Source organism: Xanthomonas sp. F1, assembly GCF_014199855.1.
In genome coordinates, this window is the sequence record NZ_JACHOK010000012.1 from 94,840 (window position 1) to 117,522 (window position 22,683).

Sequence of the window (22,683 nt, forward strand, 5' to 3'; positions counted from 1 at the left end):
CTCACCACTCCGCTTGCGCGTTGGCGGCGGTGGGGTCACCGCGGGTGCCGATGGTCAGCTCCAACCCCAGCGCCGCGCACCAGGCCAAGAGTTGTTCGACGCTCAACGCGTGGGCATTCAACTCCAGATAGGAAACCCGCGACTGGCTCAGGCCGAGACGGCCGGCCAGTGCAGACTGGGTCAGTCCCTGCGCCTTGCGCGCGGCCTGCAGCGTCGCGCCTAGTTGCGTCGCGGTGACTAGAACGTGGCGTGTCGACATTAGGGTGGTACCCGTCGTCCAGCTAAACGCAAAATACCTGCAAAACAACTAAAATTTAAATAGCTGATATTCGGGTGAATCGATTGATGTGCACGATCCTCCCGCGCAGACGCCGGGTGCCGAATGGTCGAGCACATGCATCACGACAGCAATGCGGTGCAGTGGGCGCGGAGGTGGACTGAGCTGGCGAAGGCGCCAAGCGCGTCGGCATGACGCGCCTGCCAATGGTGGAATTTGCTGGGAACCTATAAGCGATGTCCTCGGCCTACTGCATCGGCACCGATGCCTGCTGCTGGGAAGCGAGCTGGCGCTGGACGGATGGGCCCTGGCGCGAAGCGTTAGTAGCAGCAACCTCTTTGTCCGGTTCCAACCCGATCGCAAGCTGCGCTTGGTCGACGCACTGAAACGCGACGGTAAGGTCGTCGCCATGACGGGAGACGGCGTGAACGACGCGCCGGCTTTGACGGCAGCCCACGTTCGCGTGGCGCCGGGGAAACGCGGTAACGATGTCGCGAGCGAGGCGGCCCCCGTGTCGGCGTCCACGAACACAAGTGGTACAAAGCGCACCTTTTTGTGCACCGATGCAACCGCAGCGGTGCGCCCCACGCTGCGGTTCCCGTGTTACCCAACCCCACGGTTGGTTAGCCGCTCCCAGTTGGCGTACGCGAACATCCGCTTGGCCTCCTCATCCACGGGAAGCGCTGCGACGAAGCGTCGCGCGTCGCCGCCAGGCCTGTACTGATACGGGTAGTCGGTCGAGAACAGAATGCGGTCGGGCCCGACCACTTCCACCGCCCGCTGCAGATAGTCCACACTGAACATGCCACTGGCGGTCAGATACAGGTTCTCCTTTACGTAGGCAATGAATGGTTTGCGCAGCTTGGCCACCCTGTCCAGCATGACCAGGCGCTCCAGGTAGAAGATCACCACTTCTCCCCAATGCCCGAGAATGACCTGCAACGTGGGATGGCGGTCGAAGACGCCGCCCAGCACCATCCGCACGAATTCCATGCCTGCTTCGTAGTGCCAACCGAGCGCGAAGGTCGACAAGGCCAGATCGATCGCTGGCGTGAAGCCGCTGTAGTAGGACGCGCGCACCGCCGCCTGCGGAATCTGTGGATGGATCAGCAACGGGACGTCGAGATCGGCTGCGGAAGCATAGGTCGCATCGAATAATGCGTCGTCGAGATGCCGGCTGCCGACACGGCCGTACACGATGCCGCCCTTGGCGCCCAGGTCCACCACGGACCGGCGCAATTCGCTCGCCGCCGCATCGGCATGGGCGAACGGCAGCGCGGCCAGAAACTGAAAGCGCGTCGGATTGCTGCGCACCGTCGCTGCCATCAGTTCGTTGACGCCGCAAGCCAGCTCGATGCCGGGCTCAGCGAGATTGTTCAGGCCCGGCGTCGTCAGCGACAGCACCTGCATGTCCACGCCGGTTTCGTCCATCAGCGCCAGCCGCCTGTCAGCCAGATCGGCAAGGCGCTCGTCGATGACAGGGAGATTGAGCGCCAGGGTTCCATCGTCCGCACCGGGAATGGTCTCCCAGGCCTGCTTGATGTCGGCCGGAAGCACGTGTTCTTCGATTGCCACGATTTTCATGGTTGAACTCCGTTGCCGCAGTTGAAGACCCCCCGCCAGCAGCTGCTACCTGGCGCGTCCGTGCAGCACCTCGCCCACCACGGGCACCGCGGAGAAGGCATGCGGCCAGCCAGCATAGAACGCCGCGTGGGCGATCACTTCGCCTGCCTCTTCCACGGTCAGGCCGTTATCCATGGCGCGGCCCAGGTGATAGCTGACTTGAGCGCTCTGGCCGGACGCGATCAGCGAGCTGACCGTGATCAGGCTGCGATCGCGCGGCGTGAGGTCGGGGCGTTGCCATAGATCCAGAAACAGCGGATCGGCGGTGAACTTCACCAAGCCCGGCGAGATCGGGCCGACATTCGCCTCGACCGTCGCGGCGCGCTGGCGCTCCGCTTCTTCGTTGAGCGGCAACAACGGCGGCGATGCAGGCGGCAATTGGTTAGCGGCAATGTCGCGGACGGCGAACACCTCCCGGGTCACCACGATGGCCGACATGGCGTTCGGCCAACCCGCATAGAAGGCGAGATGGGTGATGATCTCCGAGACTTCGGCCGCGGTGACGCCGTTGTCGAGCGCCACGCCTACCTGATGCTTGAATTCGGCGGGCTGGTTGCGCGCGATGAGGATGGCAAGCGTGACGACGTTGCGGTCACGTGCCGACAGTTGCGGGCGTCGCCACAGGTCGGCGAGCACGGCCTCGCGGGCGTAACGCGCCAGAGCGGGGGAGACGGATTCGATGTCCTTCGCGGACAGGGACGATATGCTTTCCGGCATGGTGTGATTCCTCTTCTCTTTTCTGCAACTGCGGGCTCGCCTGGGGCGAGCGCGATAGCGGCCGCGATTACGATGTGTTTCATTCGACCGCCTCCTTCGGCTGTTCGCTGGCGCGGATGCCGAGCGGTCCGCATGCGAAGCCAAAGGTGTCGTTCGCTGCGCATTACCGTCCCGAGAACCGCATGACGGCCTCTGGATAACGCGCGCCCTCGATGACGATCTTGGCCTCCTGGATCTCGTCGAGATCGGCCTGGTCGAGCGTTACCTGTAATGCGCCGATGTTTTCATCGAAGCGTTCGAGCCTGCGCGTGCCGAACAACGGGACGATCCAGGGCTTTTGCGCAAGTAGCCAGGCCAGCGCCACCTGGGCCGGCGTTGCGCCGTGCTTGTCACCGATCCTGCGGATGAGATCGACGAGCCTCTGGTTGGCGATCCTGGCGTCCTCGGCGAAGCGCGGGGTCTGCGCGCGAATATCGGAGACATCGAACGTGGTGCTCGCGTCGATCTTGCCGGTCAGAAAGCCCTTGCCCAGCGGGCTGTACGGCACCAGTCCGATACCCAGCGCCTCGATGGTCGGGAGGACCTCGGACTCGGGTTCGCGCGTCCACAGGGAATACTCGCTCTGCAGCGCCGCCACCGGCTGCACCGCGTGCGCGCGGCGAATCGACGCGGGACTGGCTTCGGACATGCCGAACCAACGGACCTTGCCCTCCACGATCAGATCCTTGACCGTCCCGGCGACCTCCTCCATTGGGACTTCGGGATCGACCCGGTGCTGGTAGTAGAGATCGATATGATCGGTGCGCAACCGTTTGAGGCTGCCCTCGATGGACCGCCGGATCTGTGCCGGCCTGCTGTTGACTCCGCCGCGATGCTCGCCGGTTTCCTGGTCGATATCCCAGCCGAACTTGGTGGCAAGCGTGACCTTGTCGCGCACAGGCGCGAGCGCCTCGCCGACCATCTCCTCGTTGGTCCAGGGTCCATAGACCTCGGCGGTGTCGAAGAAATCCATGCCTCGATCGACCGCCGTGCGGATGAGAGCGATCATGTCGGCCCGATCGGGCAGGTCGCGGGCCTTGCCGTATCCCATGGCGCCGAGCGACAGCGCCGAGACCTCCAGTCCCTGGCCGAGTTTGCGTCTGATCATGATTCACCCTCTCTCTTGGTTGCGCGTGGCGTGATGCGGACGGTGGCTGCGCCCGCCCAGCCACCGGTCATCGGCGCGTGGACTGACGCTTGCCGTACGTCGATGCGCTAATTGAGCGGCCTTCGACCGGCTCGAATGCCAGACAGCGCGCCCTCGACCACCACCTCCCAGACCCAGGTCGGCGTGCCGTAGCTGGCGCCAGCGTCACGGAACGGCGCGATCCTCAGGTCCTCGGCCTGGTCGATGCGCCGCGGTTCCTGCTGTGTCCAGTACATGGTTGGTCTCGTTCGGTTGCAGCGCATGGAATCGCGTGCGACCCAGTACGAGGCCTGATAGAAAACGCGTGCTCCTTCAGGCGTTCGCCTTCAGCTGTGCAACGACCGCCTCGCCTACGCCGCGGGCCGATGCAGGGTTCTGCCCCGTCACCAGGCGACCATCGGTCACTACGTTCTGCGACCAGTTGGGGGCCGGTTGATGCAACCCGCCGCGTTGCTTGAGCGTGGTGGCCAGCAGATACGGCACCACGTGGGTGTACTTGACCTCGGCTTCTTCCTCGTCGGTGAAGGCCGCGAGCTTCCTGCCGTCGACCAGATAGCGTCCGTCCGACAGGGTCGCGTTCACCAAGGCGGCCGGGCCATGACAGACCGCCGACACAATGCCACCGGCCTCCCAGATCTCGCGGACGACCCTCTGCACCGCGTCGCTGTCGGCGAAGTCCCACATGGTGCCGTGGCCACCGGCGAAGAAAACCGCCGAGTAGCGCGATGGGTCGAGCGTGCCCAGCACCAGCGAATGCGCCAGCGCATCGCGGAACTGCGTGTCCTTCCAGTAGCGGGCGTTGACCGGGTCGGACAGGTCGAAGAAATCGATCGGCGGATGGCCGCCGCGGATCGAGGCGATCTCGACCGGAATACCGGCACTCTCAAACACCTCCAGCGGATGGGTCAGCTCGACCAGCGCGAATCCAGTCGGCTCGCCGCTGTCGCCACGGATCGGGTGGCTGGTCACCACGCACAGGATGGGTTTGATGCTGCTGGTCATGACGCTACTCCTGCGGACTTGAGCGAGGCCATGTCGATGACGAAGCGATACTTCACATCGCTTTTCAACAGGCGCTCGTAGGCATCGTCGATGCTCTGGATGGGAATGATCTCGACGTCCGAAACGATGCCGTGGCGTCCGCAGAAATCGAGCATCTGCTGGGTTTCGGGCACGCCGCCGATGAAGGAACCGGAAAGCGCCCTGCGCCCTTGCACGACCCCGCCTGCATTGATCGGCGTGCCGAGCGGCCCCAGATAGCCGACCAGCACAAGCACGCCTTCGAGCGCGAGCGTCGGCATGTAGGGATTGATGTCGTGGTCGTAGGGAACGGTGTCGATGATCACGTCGAACTGACCGGCGACGGCCTTCATTTGCGCGGCATCTTCCGACAGCACGACATGGTCTGCTCCCAGGCGGAACGCATCCTTCTCCTTGCCCAGCGAACGGGTGAACAGGCTCACGTCTGCTCCGAGCGCCTTGGCAAGCTTCAGCGCCATGTGACCAAGTCCGCCCAGGCCGATTACCGCGACCTTGCTGCCCTTGCCAACCTTCCAGCGATGCAGCGGCGACCAAGTGGTAATGCCCGCACATAGCAGCGGCGCGGCGCCGGCTGGATCGAGTCCATCGGGTAGCGACAGGACGAACTTGTCGCTGACGACGATGGATTCGGAATAGCCACCGTAGGTAACGCTTCCATCGTGACGGTCGACGCTGTTGTAGGAGAACGTGGCGCCTTCGACGCAATCTTGCTCCCAGCCCTTCAGGCAGGGCTGGCAATGCCGACAGGAATCGACCATGCAGCCGACGCCGACCAAGTCGCCGGCCTTGAAGCGTGCGACATCCGTGCCGACCTCACGCACCCGGCCGACGATCTCATGTCCGGGAACGATCGGATACGTGGTGAAGCCGCCGTGGTTCCGCGCCAAGTGCAGATCGGTATGGCAGACGCCACAGTAAAGGATGTCGATGACGACGTCGTCGCCGCGTGGAGCGCGCCGCTCGAAAGCAAAGCGCTCCAGCGGGCCGGAGGCCGATCTAGCGGCAAAGCCCAGTACGTTCATCATGGAATTCCTTGGTTCGTGCTGGCGGGCAGGTCTTCCGCAGCATGTCGCGCCGCTTGCCTAAATTGGGGGATACGCCGGCCATTGAGTGCCGTCCGCGTCAGGCATCAACGGCGGCGAACAACGTTTCCCAGTTGGTGAAGGGACCGAGCGGGATTACTTCCCAGTCGAGCAGCCCGGCCTTGGCAAGCGGAAATTCGGCCAATGCCGTGCGTGCGGCCGCTACCGTTTCGGCCTCGGCGATGATCGCCACACCAGGACGGTCCAGCCGGAAGTAGATGTCCCGAATGATGCCCCCCTTGTACATCTGCCAGGCATGGCGGGCTTCATCGGCCATATGCGGCGCGTATTTTTCCATCGTTGCGCCTGGTTGCGGTACGTCGAGGCAAAGAAGTTTCATAGTCGTGTCCTTGGCTGTTTAAGGAATGCAGAAGATCAAGCTGGTTGAAGACGACGGGCCGTATCGGCGATGCGGCGGCCGAAATACTGCGCCGTCCGGAGATCGCTGCTCGGTGGCGCGGCCTCCGGCGCTTCGTCCGTGTTCGCCTGCGTCATCACGCCGAGCCAGCTGCCGAGGCGATTGAGGTCTTGCGTGCTGCCGGTGCTGCTGCTGTTGCCAGGCATCAGGTCCAGGCCGACCCAGATCATCCCGTGCTGTGCGGCGAACAGAGCCATCGACACCAGCACGTTGAGCTTGTCGCCATGCTGTGCGCCGGAGTTAGTGAATCCCGCCGCGATCTTGTTGCGCCACGCCTGCGGCGTCCAGGCCACCTTGGTGGAATCCTCGAAGAATTGCTTGAGCCTTGCGCTGATCATGCCGTTGTAGGTCGGCGAACCGAAGACGATCGCGTCACTGTCCTCGAGCAACTCCCAGTCCACCGCGCCCTCGCCCACGGGCATCAGCACCGCATCGGCTACGCCCGATTCGCGAACGCCACGCGCCACGGCCTCGGCAACGCGTGCGGTGTGACCATAGCCACTGTCATAGACAATCGAAACACGCACTTCAACTCTCTCCTTTCGGCGGCATATAGCCTTTGTTCCGCTGAGTACGCTGCGCAAGGTTGCCGCACGCTGCCGCCCTTACTTGGCCTGCGCCAAACTATAAAGTAGAGTTTAAGTCGACATAAGAGAATATATTTATCTTATGTGTATCCAAAAATTCTACAATTAACTCGGAGACGATCCCGTGCGTGACAGGTTCGATGGTGTGCAACTCTTCGTCGATGTCGTCGAGGCCGGCGGTTTTGCAAAGGCCGGCGAACGGCTGTCATTGACGCGCTCGGCCGTCGGCAAGGCGATCGCGCGCCTGGAGGAAAGGTTGGGGGTGCAGCTGTTTCAACGAACGACCCGGACCCAGAATCTCACTGAGGACGGACAGCAATATTACGAGCGCTGCCTACGCGCCATCGAGGAATTACGCGCGGGCGAGACCATGCTGGAGAACGGCAGGCGCGAGGTGGCCGGCAAGCTGCGTGTGACCATGCCGGTGCTGTTCGGCCGTTATTGCATCGCGCCCATTCTGCGGAGCTATGCGCAACAGCATTCCAGGCTCGAATTGGAGCTGAACTTCAGCGACCGCCAGGTCGATCTGATTGCCGAAGGCTTCGATCTGGCCGTGCGCAATGGGGCGCCAGAAAACCGCGCCACCCTGCGCGCTCGCCGCCTGGTCAGCCAGCGCAAGGTTCTCTGCGCCTCCGCTGCGTATCTCTCGGCCAGGGGCGAGCCGCGCACGCTGGACGAACTCATGGGGCACGATCTGCTGCCGTATTGGCGCAACGAGCACGCCTTGGCGTGGCAGCTTCCTGATGCCAACGACGCGTTGGTGAATGTCCTGCCCACCTCCCGCCTGCATTTCGACGATCTGGAATTCATTGCCGACTCCACCGCCGCAGGGATGGGCATTGCCTGGCTGCCTTACTGGTTAATCCGGGAACGGCTACGGCGCGGTGAGCTCGTCGAAATCTGGGGACATAGGCCCACCGCCGCTATCGAGGGCTATGCCGTCTGGCCAGCCGCCCAATATCTGCCGCTGCGCTCGCGCCTGGCAATCGACCTGCTGGTCGCCGAACTACCGAAATGCCTGGAAAACTAAAGGTAAAGCCGATGAAAACCTGGATGATTGCCACCGCGCTGCTGTGCAGCGCCACCGCTGGCACGCTGCATGGGCAGCCAGCGGACACCACTGTCGTACGTATCGCCGAACTGGTAATAGACCCCTCGCAACTCGAGGCCTACACGGCGGCGGTCAAGGAAGAAATGGAGGAATCCGTCCGCGTCGAACCCGGCGTGCTGGCGATCTATTCCGTCGCCGAAAAGGACAAGCCGAACCGCCTGCGCTTCTTCGAGATCTACGCCAACGAACAAGCTTACCGGGCGCACATCAGGTCCGCGCACTTCGAGAAATACGTGTCGGTGACCCAGCCGATGATCGTGTCGCGCAAGTTGATCGAAACCGTGCCCATCCAACTCAGCGCCAAAGGGCGATAGCGGTATCGGCTCTCCCCTTCACTGGACACCCCGACATGAAGCCGAAACAGACGCTCCTGACCCTTGTCATCGCAACAGCGACACTTGCACTTGCCGCGCCAGCGTCGCAAGCGCAGGCACTACCGGCACCGCCGGTTGCGATACCCAGCAAGCCTCCGGCGTACTACATCGCCGAATTCGAACTCACCGATCCGGAAGGCATCGCGCCGTATCGGGCCGCGGTGGATGCGACCTTCAAACCCTACAGCGGGCGCTACATCGTGCGAGCCGCCAGCGTGAACCGCCTTGAGGGCGACCCGCCGAGCCATCGTCTGGTGATCATCAAGTTCGACAGTCTCGCGCAGGCCCAGGCTTGGTACAACTCGCCGGAGTACGCCAGGATCCGGCCGTTCCGGCAACGCTCTGGCCATACCAATGCCTACATCGTCGAAGGCGATGCGCAGTAGGACTGCTATGTCATGAGACCAGAAAACAGAATCCGTTGGCTTGCAACGGCTCTTCTTTTCGCACTCGGCTCGAGCCAGGACACCATGGCCATTGAACGTCATGCGCCAATCATGCGCATCATCGAATTTGTGCTTGCAGCCGACGACGTGCAACCGCTTCTGGAAGCAGGCCGTAAAAATATTGCGGCATCGGTGCGCGACGAACCCGGTGTGCTCTCGATGCATTGCGCCGTCGATAAGGACGACCCGACCAAGTTGTATGTCGTGGAGGTCTATCGCGACCAGGCTGCCTATCGGGCACACGTGGAATCCGCGCACTTCAAGGCCTTTCTTGCAGCAACCCAGGGAAAAGTGATTTCGCGGCGGATGACGGAAACCCAGCCAGCGGTTCTGGGGGCCAAAGCCTTCCTCTGGTCCGGTGACTGAAGCAGCGAGCGGCGAAGACGCGTCCGGAGAAATTCAGCCTGCGGTATGGGTAGGACTCCCGGAGACCCATGCGGGACGGCGGCAACAAGCCCGGTGACAGAAACTGGCACCAACGCTCCGTACGATGCCTCGCAAGCAACCGCGTCCTTGACGCGCCCGCCCCCTCGCCTGTCCTTGAAAAGGAATCGCGCCATGCCTCGCTCGAACCGATCGACCCGGCCGTCCGCGCCAAGTGCGGATCAGTGCGGATCGACGTCGGCGCCATTCTCAGCACGCTCGCGGTTGCCGGCTGCACAGCTTTCGACATGGGTGGAAGTAAAACATCAAACGCGTTCAATATCACCGCTATGGCGGCCCGGACATGGTGCGTCTCGATGACTTTCAGCTGTCCACTCCCGGCATAGGAATTCCAACTGTGTTCCAGTGGAGAGATAAATTCTCCTAGATGGGTCGCGCAGGGAAACAATGCAGCTTGCGTGACTGGCCAGAGGGACGGCTGCTAGCCTTCAGCACATTGGTCAGCCATGGTCGCGCAGCGAAGCGCCTGGAAGTCGAGATCGGCGTCGACCGAGCCATTGCACGGCTTGCTTCGCAAAGCTGGACTGGACTACGAAAAGCCGCCAAGCCCGAGCAAAAAGCAGATGAGCCGCCTATGGCAGAGAAGCTTCCATCAAACTGGATTCGACGCAAGCGCGGGGTAATCGATGTACCCCACTGCATCGTCCTCACCCGGCTCGTAGAAGCTCGAATAATCCGGATCGTTCAAAGGAGCATCGCGACGATAACGTTCGGGAAGGTCCGGATTTGCCAGGAAGGGAACCCCGTAAGCGATCAGGTCTGCCTCGCCACGCGCGATGGCGGCGGCACCCGATTTGGCATCGTAGCCACCATTCAGAATGAAAGTGCCTGAAAACGTCTTGCGCAAGTGTGGCGCTATACGTGCGACTCCGAGCGGCGGCGCATCCGGTCCGGTGATGCCCTCCGTGACATGCAGGTACGCCAGGCCGATGTCCTCTAGGCCAGCAGCGAGATAAGCAAAGGTTTGAACCGGCGTTGAATCGCTCATCCCGTGAAGCGACATTGCGGGGCCGACGCGATAGCCTACACGGTCGCTGCCCAGCACATCACTGACCGCCGCCGCCACCTCCAGCGGAAAACGGGCTCGGTTTGCGATGGAGCCACCATAGCGATCGGTCCGCACATTCGATCCATCACGCAGGAATTGGTCGAGGAGATAGCCCGAGCTGCCATGGATCTCCACGCCATCAAACCCGGCGGCATCAGCGTTCTGGGCGGCGTTGCGGAATTGGGCGACGACGTCGGCGATCTCATCACCTTCGAGTGCACGGGGTAGCACCGTGGCGGCTTTTCCGGTAGAGATGAATACTTCCGCGTCGGCATTCAATGCTGACGGCGCCACCGGCAACGCTCCGCCATGAAACTCGGGATGCGAGACGCGGCCGACATGCCACAGCTGAGCAAAGATGACCCCGCCAGCGGCGTGAACCGCATCGGTGACGCGACGCCATGCCGCAACCTGCTCCGGGGAATGAATTCCTGGAGTCCGGATGTAGCCGACCCCCTGGCGGCTGACCTGAGCCGCTTCCGAGATGATGAGCCCCGCACTGGCTCGCTGGGCGTAATAGATCGGCGCCAGCGAGTGAGGGATGTTTTCATTCACCGCGCGGCTGCGGGTCATCGGCGCCATCACCATGCGGTTCTTGAGCGCTACCGGACCGAGACGGTATGGAGTGAATAGCGCAGCCGGATTGTCTTTCATGGCGAATCTTCTTGAGTCGAGGTTGGTGAGGGATGGTGCTTTTAAGTGACCAGGGCTAGTTTATGCACTGAGCAAGTAGCCGCAAGAAGGCACATCGGTGAAACCTAGTCACATCAACAGCACGCCAAACTGCACCAATTTCACGCGTGAACTGCTGAGTCGGGTCGGGGACAAATGGAGCATCCTGATCGTGGCCCACCTCGCCCCTGGGCCGATGCGCTTCAATACGCTCAAGCGGACGATCGGCCAAGTCTCCCAGCGCATGCTGACGCTAACCCTTAAAAACCTGGAGAAGGACGGGCTGGTCTCACGCACGATGTATCCGACGATTCCGCCGCGCGTAGAGTACGCACTGACACCGCTTGGTCATACGCTGATGCAGCCGGTGATGTCGCTCATCGATTGGTCGCACGCCCATCAGGACGAAGTGGAAGCGGCGCGCCGCGCTCATGAAACCGGCCTCAATGACGCGGACGAAGAGGGCGAGGCACGGTAGGCGGCGGTTGGCGACAAGGCCTCATGCCAATTGCGTGCGCGCGGACGTCTGGCCAGCCAGGCCGCTGGATCGGCGCCGCACTCTCCAGCGGGGCATCGCGCAGCGCATTGAATCGTCGCCGAGAGCGGCCCCGGCCGCCACAAGCGGCCGAAAAAGACGGTGGAATCAGCATGGCACCGGATTGCGGGGCGCCAGCACGATGCAGCCTCCGATAGCGCTGCAGGCCCCAACTTGACCTCGATCAACCCATGCTGATCCGTCATGAACATGCCCGGCGCGCGCCGCATCCCTGGCGCCTGCCTTCGACCGGAATGCCGATCCGCGACGACGACGTCCGCTCGCCGCGTTTATCTCCTACCAGGTCTCACATTGCTCCCCGGCGACTGCCGCACCGGGGCCAGGCAGCGGCGTCGGTAGCCATGACCGGCAACGCGCCGTTGGCCATCATGATGTGCACGTTTCGGTCTTCTGCAGCAGGCAGCGTATATGCATGAGTGTAAATTGCCAGAAACCCGTTTGGGACCTAGTGAAAACTGCATTTCTGGCACGCCTGTATTGCTGGTAAAGCCTTGCCGTCACTGGGCTAGCGGGGTTTTCTTGGGCGATTAATTCAGGGGTACTGCTCCAAAACTCCTTCAGCCGCCTCGACCTGAAGAGCGTCATCACTAGAAACGCCCTTCCACCGGGCATCGCCAACAATGATTTTTATCAAATGAGGAACGGCGGATTTCTTGAAACCCATCATAGTAAGCCGAGCTTCCAAAGCCAGAATCAGCTTGTTATCGGCCGCCTCTGCATAATTGCTCCACCAAGCAATCGCGACAATCAAAGCACGCAGGCCCGGCCCAATGAAACCCTGAGAAAGGAATTCCTCACATCCCTCCGCCCATTGATCCAAGCCGCCAAGCGAGATCACGCCACTCGCATAGTGATCCTTGACTATCAATTTGGAAGCCTCATCAAGTCGCTTCACTGCGAATACCTTTCCGTCCGTCCTCGCAAGACGAACCAGCACCTCTTCCTTGAACAGCTTTAAAGCCTCAAATTCATACGCAGCACGATAGATGCTTCGAATTGGCGAGTCGGAGCGACCCATTGCCGCTCCACGACTTACAGCCTGAGTCACTTTATTGACGGATGCAACTGGACACCATTGGACTTCGGCAGACTCTAAGCAGCCATTTTCAGGTAGTTTCCTGCAAATCCTGGACCAACCCGGACGTCCCTGGATTGCTTTTTGGTGGGCCCACCAGGATTCGAACCTGGAACCAAAGGATTATGAGTCCTCTGCTCTAACCGTTGAGCTATAGGCCCGGATGCGTCCGGAGCGGGCGGCGATGCGTCGGCCGCCGGCTTGGCGCCTCTGGCTGCATGCAGAGGAAGGCGACAGGCGGGCGTGAGTTTACCGGTCGGGGTGGTGGGCTGTCTGCCTGGGCGGTAGACGGGGCCGAGAATTACTCTCGGCCTTTGGCCGCGGCGAACTGAGCGCCAGGGACTGCACCTGATCGGTGCGCATCCTTGGCATCTCGTGGGGTTACGGCTCGGGTGATGACAGTGGGTCGGGACAGCGTCGGGACTGAAGTCCCTCCCACAACAGCCTGCTCCTTCCGGGCAGCCGGCTCTTTCCGCGCTCTAGCCGCGGCCCCTTCGCTTTCTCGCCCTACTCGCCCTACTCCTCGACCCCCAACACCAGCACCGCCAGCGGCGGGATGGTCAGCGCTAGCGACGCCGGATGCCCATGCGCCCCGACCTTCTCGGCGCGCACGCTGCCGCCGTTGCCCGTATTGCTGCCGCCGTAGATCTCGCTGTCGGAGTTGAGCAGTTCGCGCCAGCGGCCGGCGCGGGGCACGCCGATGCGGTAGCCGTGGTGCACCTGCGGGGTGAGGTTGGCCACCACCAGCAGCGGGGTGTCGCCGCTGCGGGCCTTGCGCAGGTAGGCGAACAGGCTGTTGCCGGCATCGTCGCCGATGACCCAGGCGAAACCTTCGGGTTCGTCGTCGCGGGCGTGCAGTGCGGGGTGCTCGGCGTAGAGGCGGTTGAGGTCGCGGACCAGGCGCTGGATGCCGCGGTGGTTCGGTTGGTCGAGCAAATGCCAGGGCAGCGCGGCGTCGTGGTTCCACTCGGTGGGCTGGGCGATTTCGCAGCCCATGAACAGCAGTTTGCGCCCGGGGTGGGTGTACATGTAGCCGAGGTAGGCGCGCAGGTTGGCGAAGCGCTGCCAGTCGTCGCCGGGCATGCGGCCAAGCAGGGAGCGCTTGCCGTGCACCACTTCGTCGTGGGAGATCGGCAGCATGAAGCGCTCGGAATACGCGTAGACCATGCTGAAGGTCATCTCGCCGTGGTGGTAGCGGCGGTAGATCGGGTCCAGTTCGATGTAGTGCAGGCTGTCGTGCATCCAGCCCATGTTCCACTTGTAGTTGAAGCCAAGTCCGCCGTGGGCGAGGTCGGCGGTGACGCCAGGCCAGGCGGTGGATTCTTCGGCGATGGTCATGGCGCCAGGCGCCTGAGCGGCCACCACCTGGTTGAGACGGCGCAGGAAGGCGATGGTCTCGTAGTTCTCGCGGCCGCCGTGGATGTTGGGCACCCACTCGCCGGCGTTGCGGCTGTAGTCGCGGTAGAGCATGGAGGCGACAGCGTCCACGCGCAGGCCGTCGACGTGGTAGCGCTGCAGGAACTCCAGCGCGCTGGCGATCAGGAAGCCGGAGACTTCGCGACGGCCGTGGTTGTAGATGAGGGTGTTCCAGTCGCGGTGGAAACCTTCGCGCGGGTCGGCGTGTTCGTACAGGGCGGTGCCGTCGAAGTGGGCCAGGCCGTGCGCGTCGGTGGGGAAGTGCGCGGGCACCCAGTCGACGATGACGCCGATGTCCTCGCGGTGGCAGCGGTCGACGAAGCGGGCGAAGCCTTCCGGGCTGCCGAAGCGCGCGGTCGGCGCGAACAGGCCCAGCGGCTGGTAGCCCCAGGAGCCGCCGAACGGATGCTCAGTGACCGGCAGCAGTTCGATGTGGGTGAAGCCCATGTCGGCCACGTAGGGAATCAGCCGCTCGGCCAGCGCGTCCCAGTCCAGCATGCTGCCGTCGTCGGCGTGCATCCACGAGCCGGCGTGCACTTCGTACACGCTGATCGGCGCCTGCGGAGCGTGGCGGCGCGCGCGCGTGGCCATCCACGCGTCGTCGCGCCACGCGAACGGCGCGGGGTCGGCAACGATGGAGGCGGTACCGGGCGCCAGTTCGGCTTGACGCGCGACCGGGTCGGCCTTGGCCGGCAGGTCTTCGCCGCGCGGGCCGCGCAGGGCGAACTTGTAGCGCGCGCCGGGACCGACGCCCGGCACGAACAGCTCCCACACGCCGGCCTGGTGGCGCAGGCGCATCGGGTGGCGGCGCGCGTCCCAGCTGTTGAAGTCGCCGATCACCGCCACGCGCGAGGCGTTGGGCGCCCACACCGCGAAGCGGGTGCCGCGCTCGCCGTCAACCTCCACCACGTTCGCGCCGAGCGCGTCGGCCAGGTGCAGGTGATGGCCTTCGCCGATCAGGTGCAGGTCGAAGTCGCTCAGCTGCGGGCCGAACGCGTAGGCGTCGGCTGTGTCCTGCTCGCCGCCTGGCCAACGGATGCGCAGGCGGTAGCGGCCCTCGCTCGGCAGTTCGGCGTGGAAGAAGCCCTCCGGCCCCTGCTGCAGTGGCACTTCGCTGCCGTCCTCCAGCACCGCCAGCACCGCATCGGCGCCCGGCTGGTAGCTGCGCAGCACCCGCGCGTTGCCGAGGCGATGCACGCCCAGCACGGCAAACGGGTCACCGTGGCGCGCGGTGGCGAAGGCGCGTTGCGTCGCGTCGTCCCAGACGTGGACGGCATCACTCATCGAATCGACTCCTGGGGCGCGGGAAAGCGGTCGAGTATGCGCAACAGTCCCTGTATGGGCACCATGATCCATGCCGGGCGGTTGGCGGCCTCGTAGCGAATTTCATAGCAGGCCTTCTCGATCAGGAACAGCAAAGTGGTGGCCTCGAACGCAGCCGGCGCCACCCACGGATGCGGGCTGGCATCGAGCACGGCGCGGTAGGCGGCCAGGAACGCGGCGCTGGCGCGGCTGCGGAACGCGGCCAGGAACGCTTCCTGAGCGGTGTCCAGGCCGGCGCCCACGCGTGCCGCGGTGCCTTCCTCGCCGCGTGCGGAAACTTCGCTGGCGTAGTCGAGCGAGCGCAGGAAACCGGCGACGTCGTGCAGCGGGCTGGCCTTGGCGCGGCGTTCGTCCAGCGACTTGGCCGGCTCGCCTTCGAAGTCGATCAGCACCACGTCGTCGAACGCGACCAGGATCTGGCCGAGGTGGAAATCGCCATGCACGCGGGTCAGCAATGCGCCGGACAGCAGCGCCGGCGCCTGCTGCAACCAGGCATCCAGGCGCGCACGTTCGGCCAGCAGACTATCCACCGCGGCGTGTTCGGCCGGGTCGTCGTTGGCCTCGCGGTGCGCGAGCAGGGTGTCCCACATCGCCTGCACCTCCTGCACCACGCCATCCACCACCTGCTGCGTGGCGGCGGCGTCCACGGGCTGCGGCGCGAACGCGGGCGCATCGGTGGGCTGCGCCAGCAAGGCATGCAGTTCCGCTAGGCGCTGCCCGACGATCGCCGCAAAGGCGTCGTAGCTGGCCACGATCTCCAGCCGCGCGGCATCGTCCTGCGCGGCGTCGTATTCCTCGGCGCTGCGCGACAGGTGATCCAGGGTCCAGCGCCAGGCATCGCCCTGGTTGCGTACGAAGCCTTGCAGCAAGGCGAGCGTAGTCTCGCTGCCATCGGCCTCGACGCGGGCGACATGGCCCAGCAGCGGCGCGGCATTGGCGTACCCCAACGCAGTGAGGCGCTCGCCGATCTCGATCTCCGGGTTGATGCCGGCCGACACGCGCCGCAGCAGCTTGAACACCGCCGCATCGCCGACGATCAGCGAGCTGTTGCTCTGCTCGGCCGACAGCCAGCGGATCTCCGGATCTGCGGGGATGTCGATGCGTTGCAATGCGGGCGTCGGGCAGAAGCGGATGCGCTCGGTGCCGGCTTCATTGCCGGCTTCGCCATCCACGCGCAGTTCCGCCTTGTCGCGCAGCGCGGCGAGCATGCTGAGGGTGAAGGGCTTCAGCGCGAAGGCATCTGTCAGGTAGCCGACCTCGCGGCCGTGGCGCACGCGCGCCAGCGCCAGCTGCTCGGCCAGCACGCTCGGCTGCTCGCGCTCCCAGACGATGCCAAGCGGCAGGATGTAGCGCTCGTGGGCGCCGTCTTCCAGTTCCGCCTCGATTTCCAGCAGGGTCAGGCCGTCGCCACCGGACAGTGGCGTGCGCCGCGCGATGCGCACGCTGCGCAGCGCACGATCCTTGGCCGCGAACCAGCGCCGCGTGGTCAGCCACGCCGGCAGGATGTCGCGCTCCAGCGTCGGCAGATGCGACTGCAGGCCGGCACTGTCGGTGCCGCCGCGCAGCACCAGGGTCTGGTAATCGGGCAGCGGCACCGGCGCAGGCACGTGCCAGTCCGGCAGCGTGGCATTGCCCACCAGTTGGAAGGCGTAGAAGCCGAACGCCGGCACCGTGAGCAGATAGGTCAGGCGCCCGATCGGCGGGAAGCTGCCGCCGCCGAGGATGTCCACCGGCACTCGCCCCTCGAACTCGGACAGGTCCAGCTCCACCGCCTGCAGCGTGTGCGAGAGGTTGGCCACGCACAGCACGGTCTCGTCCTCGTGGCAGCGCAGGTAGGCGAGCAGTCGGCGGTTGCCCGGATACAGGAAGCGCAGCGCGCCGCGGCCGAAGGCGCGGTAGCGCTTGCGCACCGACAGGATGCGCCGGGTCCAGGTCAGCAGCGAATACTGGTCGCGCTGCTGCGCTTCCACGTTCACCGCCTGATAGCCGTACAGCGGGTCCATGATCGGCGGCAGCACCAGCGCCGCGGGATCGGCGCGCGAGAAACCGCCGTTGCGATCGATCGACCATTGCATCGGCGTGCGCACGCCGTCGCGGTCGCCAAGATGGATGTTGTCGCCCATGCCGATTTCGTCGCCGTAGTACAGCACCGGCGTGCCGGGCATGGTCAGCAGCAGCGAGGTCATCAGTTCGACGCGGCGTCGGTCGCGCTCCAGCAGCGGCGCCAGGCGCCGGCGGATGCCGAGATTGATGCGCGCGCGGCGGTCGGCGGCGTAGGTCTGCCACAGGTAGTCGCGCTCGGAGTCGGTGACCATCTCCAGGGTCAGCTCGTCGTGGTTGCGCAGGAAGATCGCCCACTGGCAGCTCTCCGGGATCTCCGGGGTCTGGCGCATGATGTCGGTGATCGGGAAGCGGTCCTCGCGCGCGATCGCCATGTACATGCGCGGCATCAGCGGGAAGTGGAACGCCATGTGGCATTCGTCGGCGTTCTCGCCGAAGTACTGCTGGGTGTCTTCCGGCCACATGTTGGCCTCGGCCAGCAGCATGCGGTCCGGGTATTCGGCATCGAGCGTGGCGCGGATGCGGCGCAGGATGGCGTGGGTCTCGGGCAGGTTCTCGTTGGAGGTGCCGTCGCGCTCGATCAGGTACGGCACCGCGTCTAGGCGCAGCCCGTCCACGCCCAGGTCCAGCCAGAAGCGCATCACTTCCAGCACCGCTTCCAGCACCGCCGGGTTGTCGAAGTTCAGGTCCGGCTGGTGCGAGTAGAAGCGGTGCCAGAAGTATTGGCCGGCTTCCGGGTCCCAGGTCCAGTTGGACTTCTCGGTATCGCAGAAGATGATGCGGGTGCCGGCGTAGTCCTGGTCGCTGTCGGACCACACGTAGAACGCGCGCTCCGGCGAGCCGGCCGGGGCCATGCGTGCGCGCTGGAACCAGGGATGCTGATCGGATGTGTGGTTGATCACCAGTTCGGTGACGATGCGGATGCCGCGCGCATGCGCCTGCTCCACGAAGCGCTGGAAGTCGGCGATGCTGCCGTAGTCCGGATGCACCGCCATGTACTCGGCGATATCGTAGCCGTCGTCGCGGCGCGGGCTGGGGTAGAACGGCAGCAGCCAGATCGTGTCCACGCCCAGGTCGGCGATATAGTCGAGCTTGGAGATCAGCCCGGGGAAGTCGCCGATGCCGTCGTCGTTGGAGTCGAAGAACGACTTGACGTGCACCTGGTAGATGATCGCGTCCTTGTACCAGCGCGCATCGCCGGCCAGTGCGCGCGGCTCGAGTTGGGGGGACGACGGCACGGCGACATTCATGCAGGAACTCCGGCGCGGATGCGCCACAGGGAGAACGGCCGCGACGGATCGAGGCGGATGTGTTGGCTCTTGCCGTGCCAGGTGAAGTCATGGCCGTCCCACAGGTCGCGCACGGCGACGCTGGCGTGGTCGGGCAGGCCCAGTTCCCACAGCGGCACTTCGATCTGCGCGTTCTGCGCCGCATGCGGATCCAGGCTCACCGCCACCAGCACCAGGCTGCGGCCGCGCGCCAGGTGCGCGGCATCGAGGAACTTGCCGAAGTACAGCACCTGCTCGTTGTGCGCGACGTAGAAGCGCGTACCCAGATGCGACTGCAGTTCCGGATGCTGGCGGCGCAGCAGGTTGAGGCGAGTGATCTCGTCCACGATGTCACCCGGAGAGCGCTCCGGCCAGACGCGCAACTGGTACTTCTCAGAGTCCAGGTATTCCTCCTTGCCCGGCAGCGGCGTGGCCTCGCACAACTCGAAGCCCTGGTACATGCCCCACAGCCCGGACAGCGTGGTCGCCAGCGCGGCGCGGATCAGGTGCCCGCTGCGCCCGCTGTGCTGCAGGAACAATGGATTGATGTCCGGCGTGTTGACGAAGAAATGCGGGCGGAAGCACTCGCTGGGCACGCCAGTGTTGAGTTCCTCGATGTAGGCCTGCAGCTCGGCCTTGTGCTGGCGCCAGGTGAAGTAGGTGTAGGACTGCGAGAAGCCGACCTTGGCCAGCCGGTACATCGGCTTGGGCCGGGTGAAGGCCTCCGACAGGAACACCACGTCCGGGTGGCGCCCGCGCACTTCCGCGATCAGCCATTCCCAGAACGGGAACGGCTTGGTGTGCGGGTTGTCGACGCGGAACAGGGTGACGCCTTCGTTGACCCAGAACAGCACCGCATCGCGCAGCGCGTTCCACAGCGCCGGCACTGCGCCGCTGGCGTAGAAGTCGACGTTGACGATGTCCTGGTACTTCTTCGGCGGGTTCTCCGCGTAGGGGATGGAACCGTCGGCGCGCCAGGTGAACCAGTCCGGGTGGTCGCGCAACCAGGGATGGTCCGGCGCGCACTGGATGGCGAAGTCCAGGGCCAGTTCCAGGCCGTGCTCGGCCGCGGCCGCGCGCAGGCGGCGAAAACCCTCCAGCCCACCCAGCTCCGGATGCACCTCGGTGTGTCCGCCCTCGGCCGAACCGATCGCATACGGGCTTCCGGGTTCGCCCGGCTCGGCGGTCACCGCGTTGTTGCGGCCCTTGCGGTTCTTCTCGCCGATGGGATGGATCGGCGGCATGTACAGCACGTCGAAGCCCATCGCCTGGATGTGCGGCAGCCGCGCGATCACGTCGTCGAAGGTGCCGTGGCGCTGCGGATCGCCGCTCTGCGAGCGCGGGAACAGTTCGTACCAACTGGCGAAGTGCGCGGCGCGGCGTTCGGCCTCGACCCGGAAGGTCATCGGGTATTCGGTGCGGAACGGCTTGGCGTCGGCGCGCGCCATCGCCTCGGCGGTGTCGGGTTCGAGCAACAGTTGCGCCTTCTCGGCGAGGTCGCCGGCGCGCGCGACGCGGGTGGCGATGGCTTTCAGCCGCGTGGCCAGCGCGCCACGGCTGCGGCCACGCGCGGCCTCGACCTGGGCCAGCGCTTCCTGCACGTCCACCGGCAGCAGCGTACCGGCGGCACGCTTCTTTTCCAGGTCGGCATGGGTAGTGGCGTAGACGTCGCGCCAGGCCTCGATGCGGAACTCGTAGCGGCCCAGCCGCTGCAGCGGGAACTCGCCGCGCCAGCGGTCGTTACCGAGCGCACGCATCGGCGCGCTGGACCAGGTACGCGCATCGGCAGCGCGCCACAGCAGGGCGACAGCGATGCGATCGTGGCCATCGCAGAACGCATCGGCTTCGACGCAGATCCGGTCGCCGACGGTGCGCTTGACCGGGAAGCGGCCGTCGTCCACCGACGGCGTCACCGACTCGATGCACACCCGCGCCTCACCGGCGGCGACCTCGGCCGGTGTGCGGGCGCGCGCCGCGGTCAGCACCGGGCGCGCCGGCAGGCTGCGATAGATGCGCACCTCGCCCGCTTCCAGGGTGCCGCCCTGCTCGCCCTGGATCGGCTCGCCATGGTCGCTGAGCAGGCCCTCGCTGTCGCCGAGCAGACGCAGCAGCGCCGGACCCGGCACCGGCAGCAGGTGGTCGCGATCGCTGTTGAGCAGCACCAGCCACGGCGCGCCGTCCAGCGGCTCCACCGCCACCGCGGTCAGCGCGCCGTCGCGCAGCAGCGGGCGCAAGCGCAGCGAAGCGCTGGCATCGGGCAGCGACGCTGCAGGTGTGGACGCGTCGCTCTCGGATGTCACCTGCTGCGCATACTCGAGCTGCCCGTGTTCCGTCTGGGTGTCCTGCGCGGCGATCGCCCAGGCACCGCCGAACGCGGCGGCAAGGCGCTGCCGCTGCGCGCGCGGCAGCGGCAATGCGGAGGTCGCAGACGCGTCCGCATCGACGGTGGCGACCACGCAGCGCGCCAGCGCCCGCAGGGCGCTGTCCTCGTCGAAGAACCAGTCGCCGCGGCCGTCCCACCAGGCCAGCGAGGAGAACGCGGCATCGAAGCCGGCGCCGGCCAGGCCGCGCAAGGCGTCCAGGCCCAACCCCGGCGTCCACGCCAGCAGCCGCGCCTGCGGTGCCTGTGCATGCACCTCGTCGATCAGCGTGCGCCACAGCGACGCCGGTACGCGCTGCGGCTGCAGTACGCGAAAGCCAGCCACTCCGCTGCGCAGCCAATCGACCAAGCGCCCGCTCCACCACTGCGCCAGCCCCGCCCCTTCTTCCGCCGAGGCGAAACGGCCCACCGCAATGTCTGGCGCAGCGCGTTCGGCGCGCGGGTCCGGCAGCGCCGAACTGCGCGCACGGAACCAGTGCGGATGTTCCTGCAGCAGGCGGCTGCCGCCGCCGATCTCGTCGATGCGCAGATCCAGCACGACCCGCAGGCCGTGCTGCTCGGCACGCTGGATCCACTTGCGCAACTGCGCCTGACCTGCGGCGTCGTCGGCAGCCGGGTCGTGCAGGCGCCCGTCCGCGTCCTGCGCGAATGGACTGGGTAAGACGATGTGATCGCAGCCCTGCGCTTGCGCCGCCGCCATGGCCGCGTCCAGCGCGGCCGCATCATGAAGGGGAAAAGGGGACAGCAGGCAGACATGCATTCGGAAGATCCCGTTCGACGAATGAGAAGGACGCGTCGCCTCTACGCGCCGTTGCCGGCAGCGCCGATCGCGCCGTCGCATTGCAATAGCATCGGAACGGGATGAGCCTGCACACGATCGCGTGTCAAGAACGCGCGATGGCGCCGGCGCACCCGGTCCGCGCGATGCGATGCAGCCGCGCCACAAGACCACGAACGCCGCAAATGGAATGTGTGGATGACATTAAATGCGCGTGCATGGGCCGCGACGCTGTGTGAAGATGCGTGGCGAAGCATGCTGCGACGCCATGCACAACGCACGCCACACCGAATATTCACGCGATGCTGACACTCACGCTTGAGTCGTGCACGAGGCCACAGCGCGGCACAGAAGGCCTCGGCCATCATCCAAGCGCAGACGCGCGCCGGCGTGGCTTCAACGTATTTCCGAACTTACTGCCACTACACTCCAGCCGGATGCCGCTGGCCCTCTAGGGGTCAACTGTCATGCAGCTACGACGCGCGAAGTGGTGGCTTTCCGATGGCGCAATGTGTCGGGACTGAGGTTCCTTCCACAGTGCACCCGGCGGGCTCGCCGTAAGCCTCTGTGGGAGCGATTTCAGTCGCCATGAGCGAAGCCCCATCCAATGACCGATCGCTACAGCAGTCGGAGCTGAAGCCCCTTCCAAAATGCGACCTCCGACGATGCTGGCACCGCACCTGTGGGAGCGACTTCAGTCGCGACGAGCGAAGCCATCCAATGACTGATCGCTACAGCAGTCGGAACTAAAGCCTTTCCCACAGTGCACCCTGCGGGCTCGCCGCAAGCCCCTGTGGGGG

At 65.0% G+C, this 22,683-nt stretch carries 19 protein-coding genes and 1 tRNA gene; 5 read left to right on the forward strand and 15 right to left on the reverse strand.

What is annotated here, in order from left to right; translation table 11 throughout:
* Window position 1 precedes the first annotated feature (1 nt).
* The 9 genes from GGR71_RS19375 to GGR71_RS19415 form a co-directional block, all read right to left on the reverse strand.
* Window positions 2-259: a helix-turn-helix domain-containing protein gene (locus GGR71_RS19375; RefSeq protein ID WP_160961909.1), complete on the reverse strand. Its 258-nt coding sequence runs from the start codon at window positions 257-259 to the stop codon at window positions 2-4.
* A gap of 621 nt (window positions 260-880) precedes the next feature.
* Window positions 881-1,861: an amidohydrolase family protein gene (locus tag GGR71_RS21220; RefSeq protein WP_160961911.1), complete on the reverse strand. Its 981-nt coding sequence runs from the start codon at window positions 1,859-1,861 to the stop codon at window positions 881-883.
* Between the two features lie 45 nt (window positions 1,862-1,906).
* Window positions 1,907-2,617: a carboxymuconolactone decarboxylase family protein gene (locus tag GGR71_RS19385; RefSeq protein WP_160961913.1), complete on the reverse strand. Its 711-nt coding sequence runs from the start codon at window positions 2,615-2,617 to the stop codon at window positions 1,907-1,909.
* Between the two features lie 163 nt (window positions 2,618-2,780).
* Window positions 2,781-3,764, reverse strand: a complete 984-nt coding sequence (locus GGR71_RS19390) for an aldo/keto reductase (RefSeq protein WP_160961915.1) — start codon at window positions 3,762-3,764, stop codon at window positions 2,781-2,783.
* Window positions 3,765-3,871: 107 nt separating this feature from the next.
* The gene (locus GGR71_RS19395; protein ID WP_184452231.1) at window positions 3,872-4,039 is read right to left on the reverse strand and encodes a hypothetical protein; all 168 of its coding nucleotides are present in this window, start codon (window positions 4,037-4,039) and stop codon (window positions 3,872-3,874) included.
* A 76-nt stretch (window positions 4,040-4,115) separates the two neighbouring features.
* Window positions 4,116-4,805 carry a type 1 glutamine amidotransferase domain-containing protein gene (locus tag GGR71_RS19400; protein WP_160961917.1) on the reverse strand — a complete coding sequence of 230 codons (690 nt, stop codon included), beginning with the start codon at window positions 4,803-4,805 and terminating at the stop codon, window positions 4,116-4,118.
* Window positions 4,802-5,866 carry an NAD(P)-dependent alcohol dehydrogenase gene (locus GGR71_RS19405; protein ID WP_160961919.1) on the reverse strand — a complete coding sequence of 355 codons (1,065 nt, stop codon included), beginning with the start codon at window positions 5,864-5,866 and terminating at the stop codon, window positions 4,802-4,804. Before GGR71_RS19405 ends, GGR71_RS19400 begins: the two co-directional genes overlap by 4 nt.
* Window positions 5,867-5,966: 100 nt before the next feature.
* Window positions 5,967-6,266: a superoxide dismutase gene (locus GGR71_RS19410; RefSeq protein WP_160961921.1), complete on the reverse strand. Its 300-nt coding sequence runs from the start codon at window positions 6,264-6,266 to the stop codon at window positions 5,967-5,969.
* A gap of 35 nt (window positions 6,267-6,301) precedes the next feature.
* Window positions 6,302-6,871: an NAD(P)H-dependent oxidoreductase gene (locus GGR71_RS19415; RefSeq protein WP_160961923.1), complete on the reverse strand. Its 570-nt coding sequence runs from the start codon at window positions 6,869-6,871 to the stop codon at window positions 6,302-6,304.
* Between the two features lie 205 nt (window positions 6,872-7,076).
* Here GGR71_RS19415 and GGR71_RS19420 point away from each other — a divergent pair, with 205 nt between their 5' ends.
* From GGR71_RS19420 to GGR71_RS19435, 4 genes are all read left to right on the forward strand, one after another.
* Window positions 7,077-7,961, forward strand: coding sequence for a LysR family transcriptional regulator (locus GGR71_RS19420; RefSeq protein WP_456362643.1), 885 nt, complete (start codon window positions 7,077-7,079; stop codon window positions 7,959-7,961).
* 11 nt (window positions 7,962-7,972) lie between these two features.
* Window positions 7,973-8,356: a putative quinol monooxygenase gene (locus GGR71_RS19425; protein ID WP_160961927.1), complete on the forward strand. Its 384-nt coding sequence runs from the start codon at window positions 7,973-7,975 to the stop codon at window positions 8,354-8,356.
* Between the two features lie 35 nt (window positions 8,357-8,391).
* Entirely contained in the window at window positions 8,392-8,802 is a 411-nt protein-coding gene (locus GGR71_RS19430) for a DUF1330 domain-containing protein (protein ID WP_160961929.1), read from the forward strand.
* A gap of 84 nt (window positions 8,803-8,886) precedes the next feature.
* Complete coding sequence (locus tag GGR71_RS19435) at window positions 8,887-9,228, forward strand: putative quinol monooxygenase (protein ID WP_160961931.1); 342 nt, start codon at window positions 8,887-8,889, stop codon at window positions 9,226-9,228.
* Between the two features lie 670 nt (window positions 9,229-9,898).
* Here the strand turns inward: GGR71_RS19435 and GGR71_RS19440 are convergent.
* A complete protein-coding gene (locus tag GGR71_RS19440) occupies window positions 9,899-11,008 on the reverse strand; it encodes an alkene reductase (protein WP_160961933.1) in 1,110 nt (369 codons plus the stop codon).
* 97 nt (window positions 11,009-11,105) lie between these two features.
* On the opposite strand from GGR71_RS19440, the gene GGR71_RS19445 reads away from it, so the two are divergent.
* Entirely contained in the window at window positions 11,106-11,504 is a 399-nt protein-coding gene (locus tag GGR71_RS19445) for a winged helix-turn-helix transcriptional regulator (protein WP_160961935.1), read from the forward strand.
* Between the two features lie 610 nt (window positions 11,505-12,114).
* Here the strand turns inward: GGR71_RS19445 and GGR71_RS19450 are convergent.
* The 5 genes from GGR71_RS19450 to GGR71_RS19470 form a co-directional block, all read right to left on the reverse strand.
* Window positions 12,115-12,600 (reverse strand): hypothetical protein, encoded by a 486-nt coding sequence (locus tag GGR71_RS19450; protein ID WP_160961937.1) that lies wholly within the window; start codon window positions 12,598-12,600, stop codon window positions 12,115-12,117.
* Window positions 12,601-12,742: 142 nt separating this feature from the next.
* A tRNA-Ile gene (locus tag GGR71_RS19455) sits at window positions 12,743-12,818 on the reverse strand.
* Between the two features lie 355 nt (window positions 12,819-13,173).
* Entirely contained in the window at window positions 13,174-15,357 is a 2,184-nt protein-coding gene (gene glgB / locus GGR71_RS19460; protein ID WP_160961939.1) for a 1,4-alpha-glucan branching protein GlgB, read from the reverse strand.
* Window positions 15,354-18,707, reverse strand: coding sequence for a maltose alpha-D-glucosyltransferase (treS, locus tag GGR71_RS19465; protein ID WP_160961941.1), 3,354 nt, complete (start codon window positions 18,705-18,707; stop codon window positions 15,354-15,356). Before treS ends, glgB begins: the two co-directional genes overlap by 4 nt.
* Window positions 18,704-21,865 (reverse strand): maltotransferase domain-containing protein, encoded by a 3,162-nt coding sequence (locus GGR71_RS19470; RefSeq protein WP_160961943.1) that lies wholly within the window; start codon window positions 21,863-21,865, stop codon window positions 18,704-18,706. The genes treS and GGR71_RS19470 overlap by 4 nt, the downstream gene beginning before the upstream one ends.
* Window positions 21,866-22,683 lie beyond the last annotated feature (818 nt).

What these genes read in the sequence shown, in the direction of transcription:
- GGR71_RS19375 (WP_160961909.1), bottom strand. Translation starts at nt 259, where the DNA reads ATGTCGACACGCCACGTTCTAGTCACCGCGACGCAACTAGGCGCGACG.
- GGR71_RS21220 (WP_160961911.1), bottom strand. Translation starts at nt 1,861, where the DNA reads ATGAAAATCGTGGCAATCGAAGAACACGTGCTTCCGGCCGACATCAAG.
- GGR71_RS19385 (WP_160961913.1), bottom strand. Translation starts at nt 2,617, where the DNA reads ATGCCGGAAAGCATATCGTCCCTGTCCGCGAAGGACATCGAATCCGTC.
- GGR71_RS19390 (WP_160961915.1), bottom strand. Translation starts at nt 3,764, where the DNA reads ATGATCAGACGCAAACTCGGCCAGGGACTGGAGGTCTCGGCGCTGTCG.
- GGR71_RS19395 (WP_184452231.1), bottom strand. Translation starts at nt 4,039, where the DNA reads ATGTACTGGACACAGCAGGAACCGCGGCGCATCGACCAGGCCGAGGAC.
- GGR71_RS19400 (WP_160961917.1), bottom strand. Translation starts at nt 4,805, where the DNA reads ATGACCAGCAGCATCAAACCCATCCTGTGCGTGGTGACCAGCCACCCG.
- GGR71_RS19405 (WP_160961919.1), bottom strand. Translation starts at nt 5,866, where the DNA reads ATGAACGTACTGGGCTTTGCCGCTAGATCGGCCTCCGGCCCGCTGGAG.
- GGR71_RS19410 (WP_160961921.1), bottom strand. Translation starts at nt 6,266, where the DNA reads ATGAAACTTCTTTGCCTCGACGTACCGCAACCAGGCGCAACGATGGAA.
- GGR71_RS19425 (WP_160961927.1), top strand. Translation starts at nt 7,973, where the DNA reads ATGAAAACCTGGATGATTGCCACCGCGCTGCTGTGCAGCGCCACCGCT.
- GGR71_RS19430 (WP_160961929.1), top strand. Translation starts at nt 8,392, where the DNA reads ATGAAGCCGAAACAGACGCTCCTGACCCTTGTCATCGCAACAGCGACA.
- GGR71_RS19435 (WP_160961931.1), top strand. Translation starts at nt 8,887, where the DNA reads ATGGCCATTGAACGTCATGCGCCAATCATGCGCATCATCGAATTTGTG.
- GGR71_RS19440 (WP_160961933.1), bottom strand. Translation starts at nt 11,008, where the DNA reads ATGAAAGACAATCCGGCTGCGCTATTCACTCCATACCGTCTCGGTCCG.
- GGR71_RS19450 (WP_160961937.1), bottom strand. Translation starts at nt 12,600, where the DNA reads ATGGGTCGCTCCGACTCGCCAATTCGAAGCATCTATCGTGCTGCGTAT.
- glgB (WP_160961939.1), bottom strand. Translation starts at nt 15,357, where the DNA reads ATGAGTGATGCCGTCCACGTCTGGGACGACGCGACGCAACGCGCCTTC.
- treS (WP_160961941.1), bottom strand. Translation starts at nt 18,707, where the DNA reads ATGAATGTCGCCGTGCCGTCGTCCCCCCAACTCGAGCCGCGCGCACTG.
- GGR71_RS19470 (WP_160961943.1), bottom strand. Translation starts at nt 21,865, where the DNA reads ATGCATGTCTGCCTGCTGTCCCCTTTTCCCCTTCATGATGCGGCCGCG.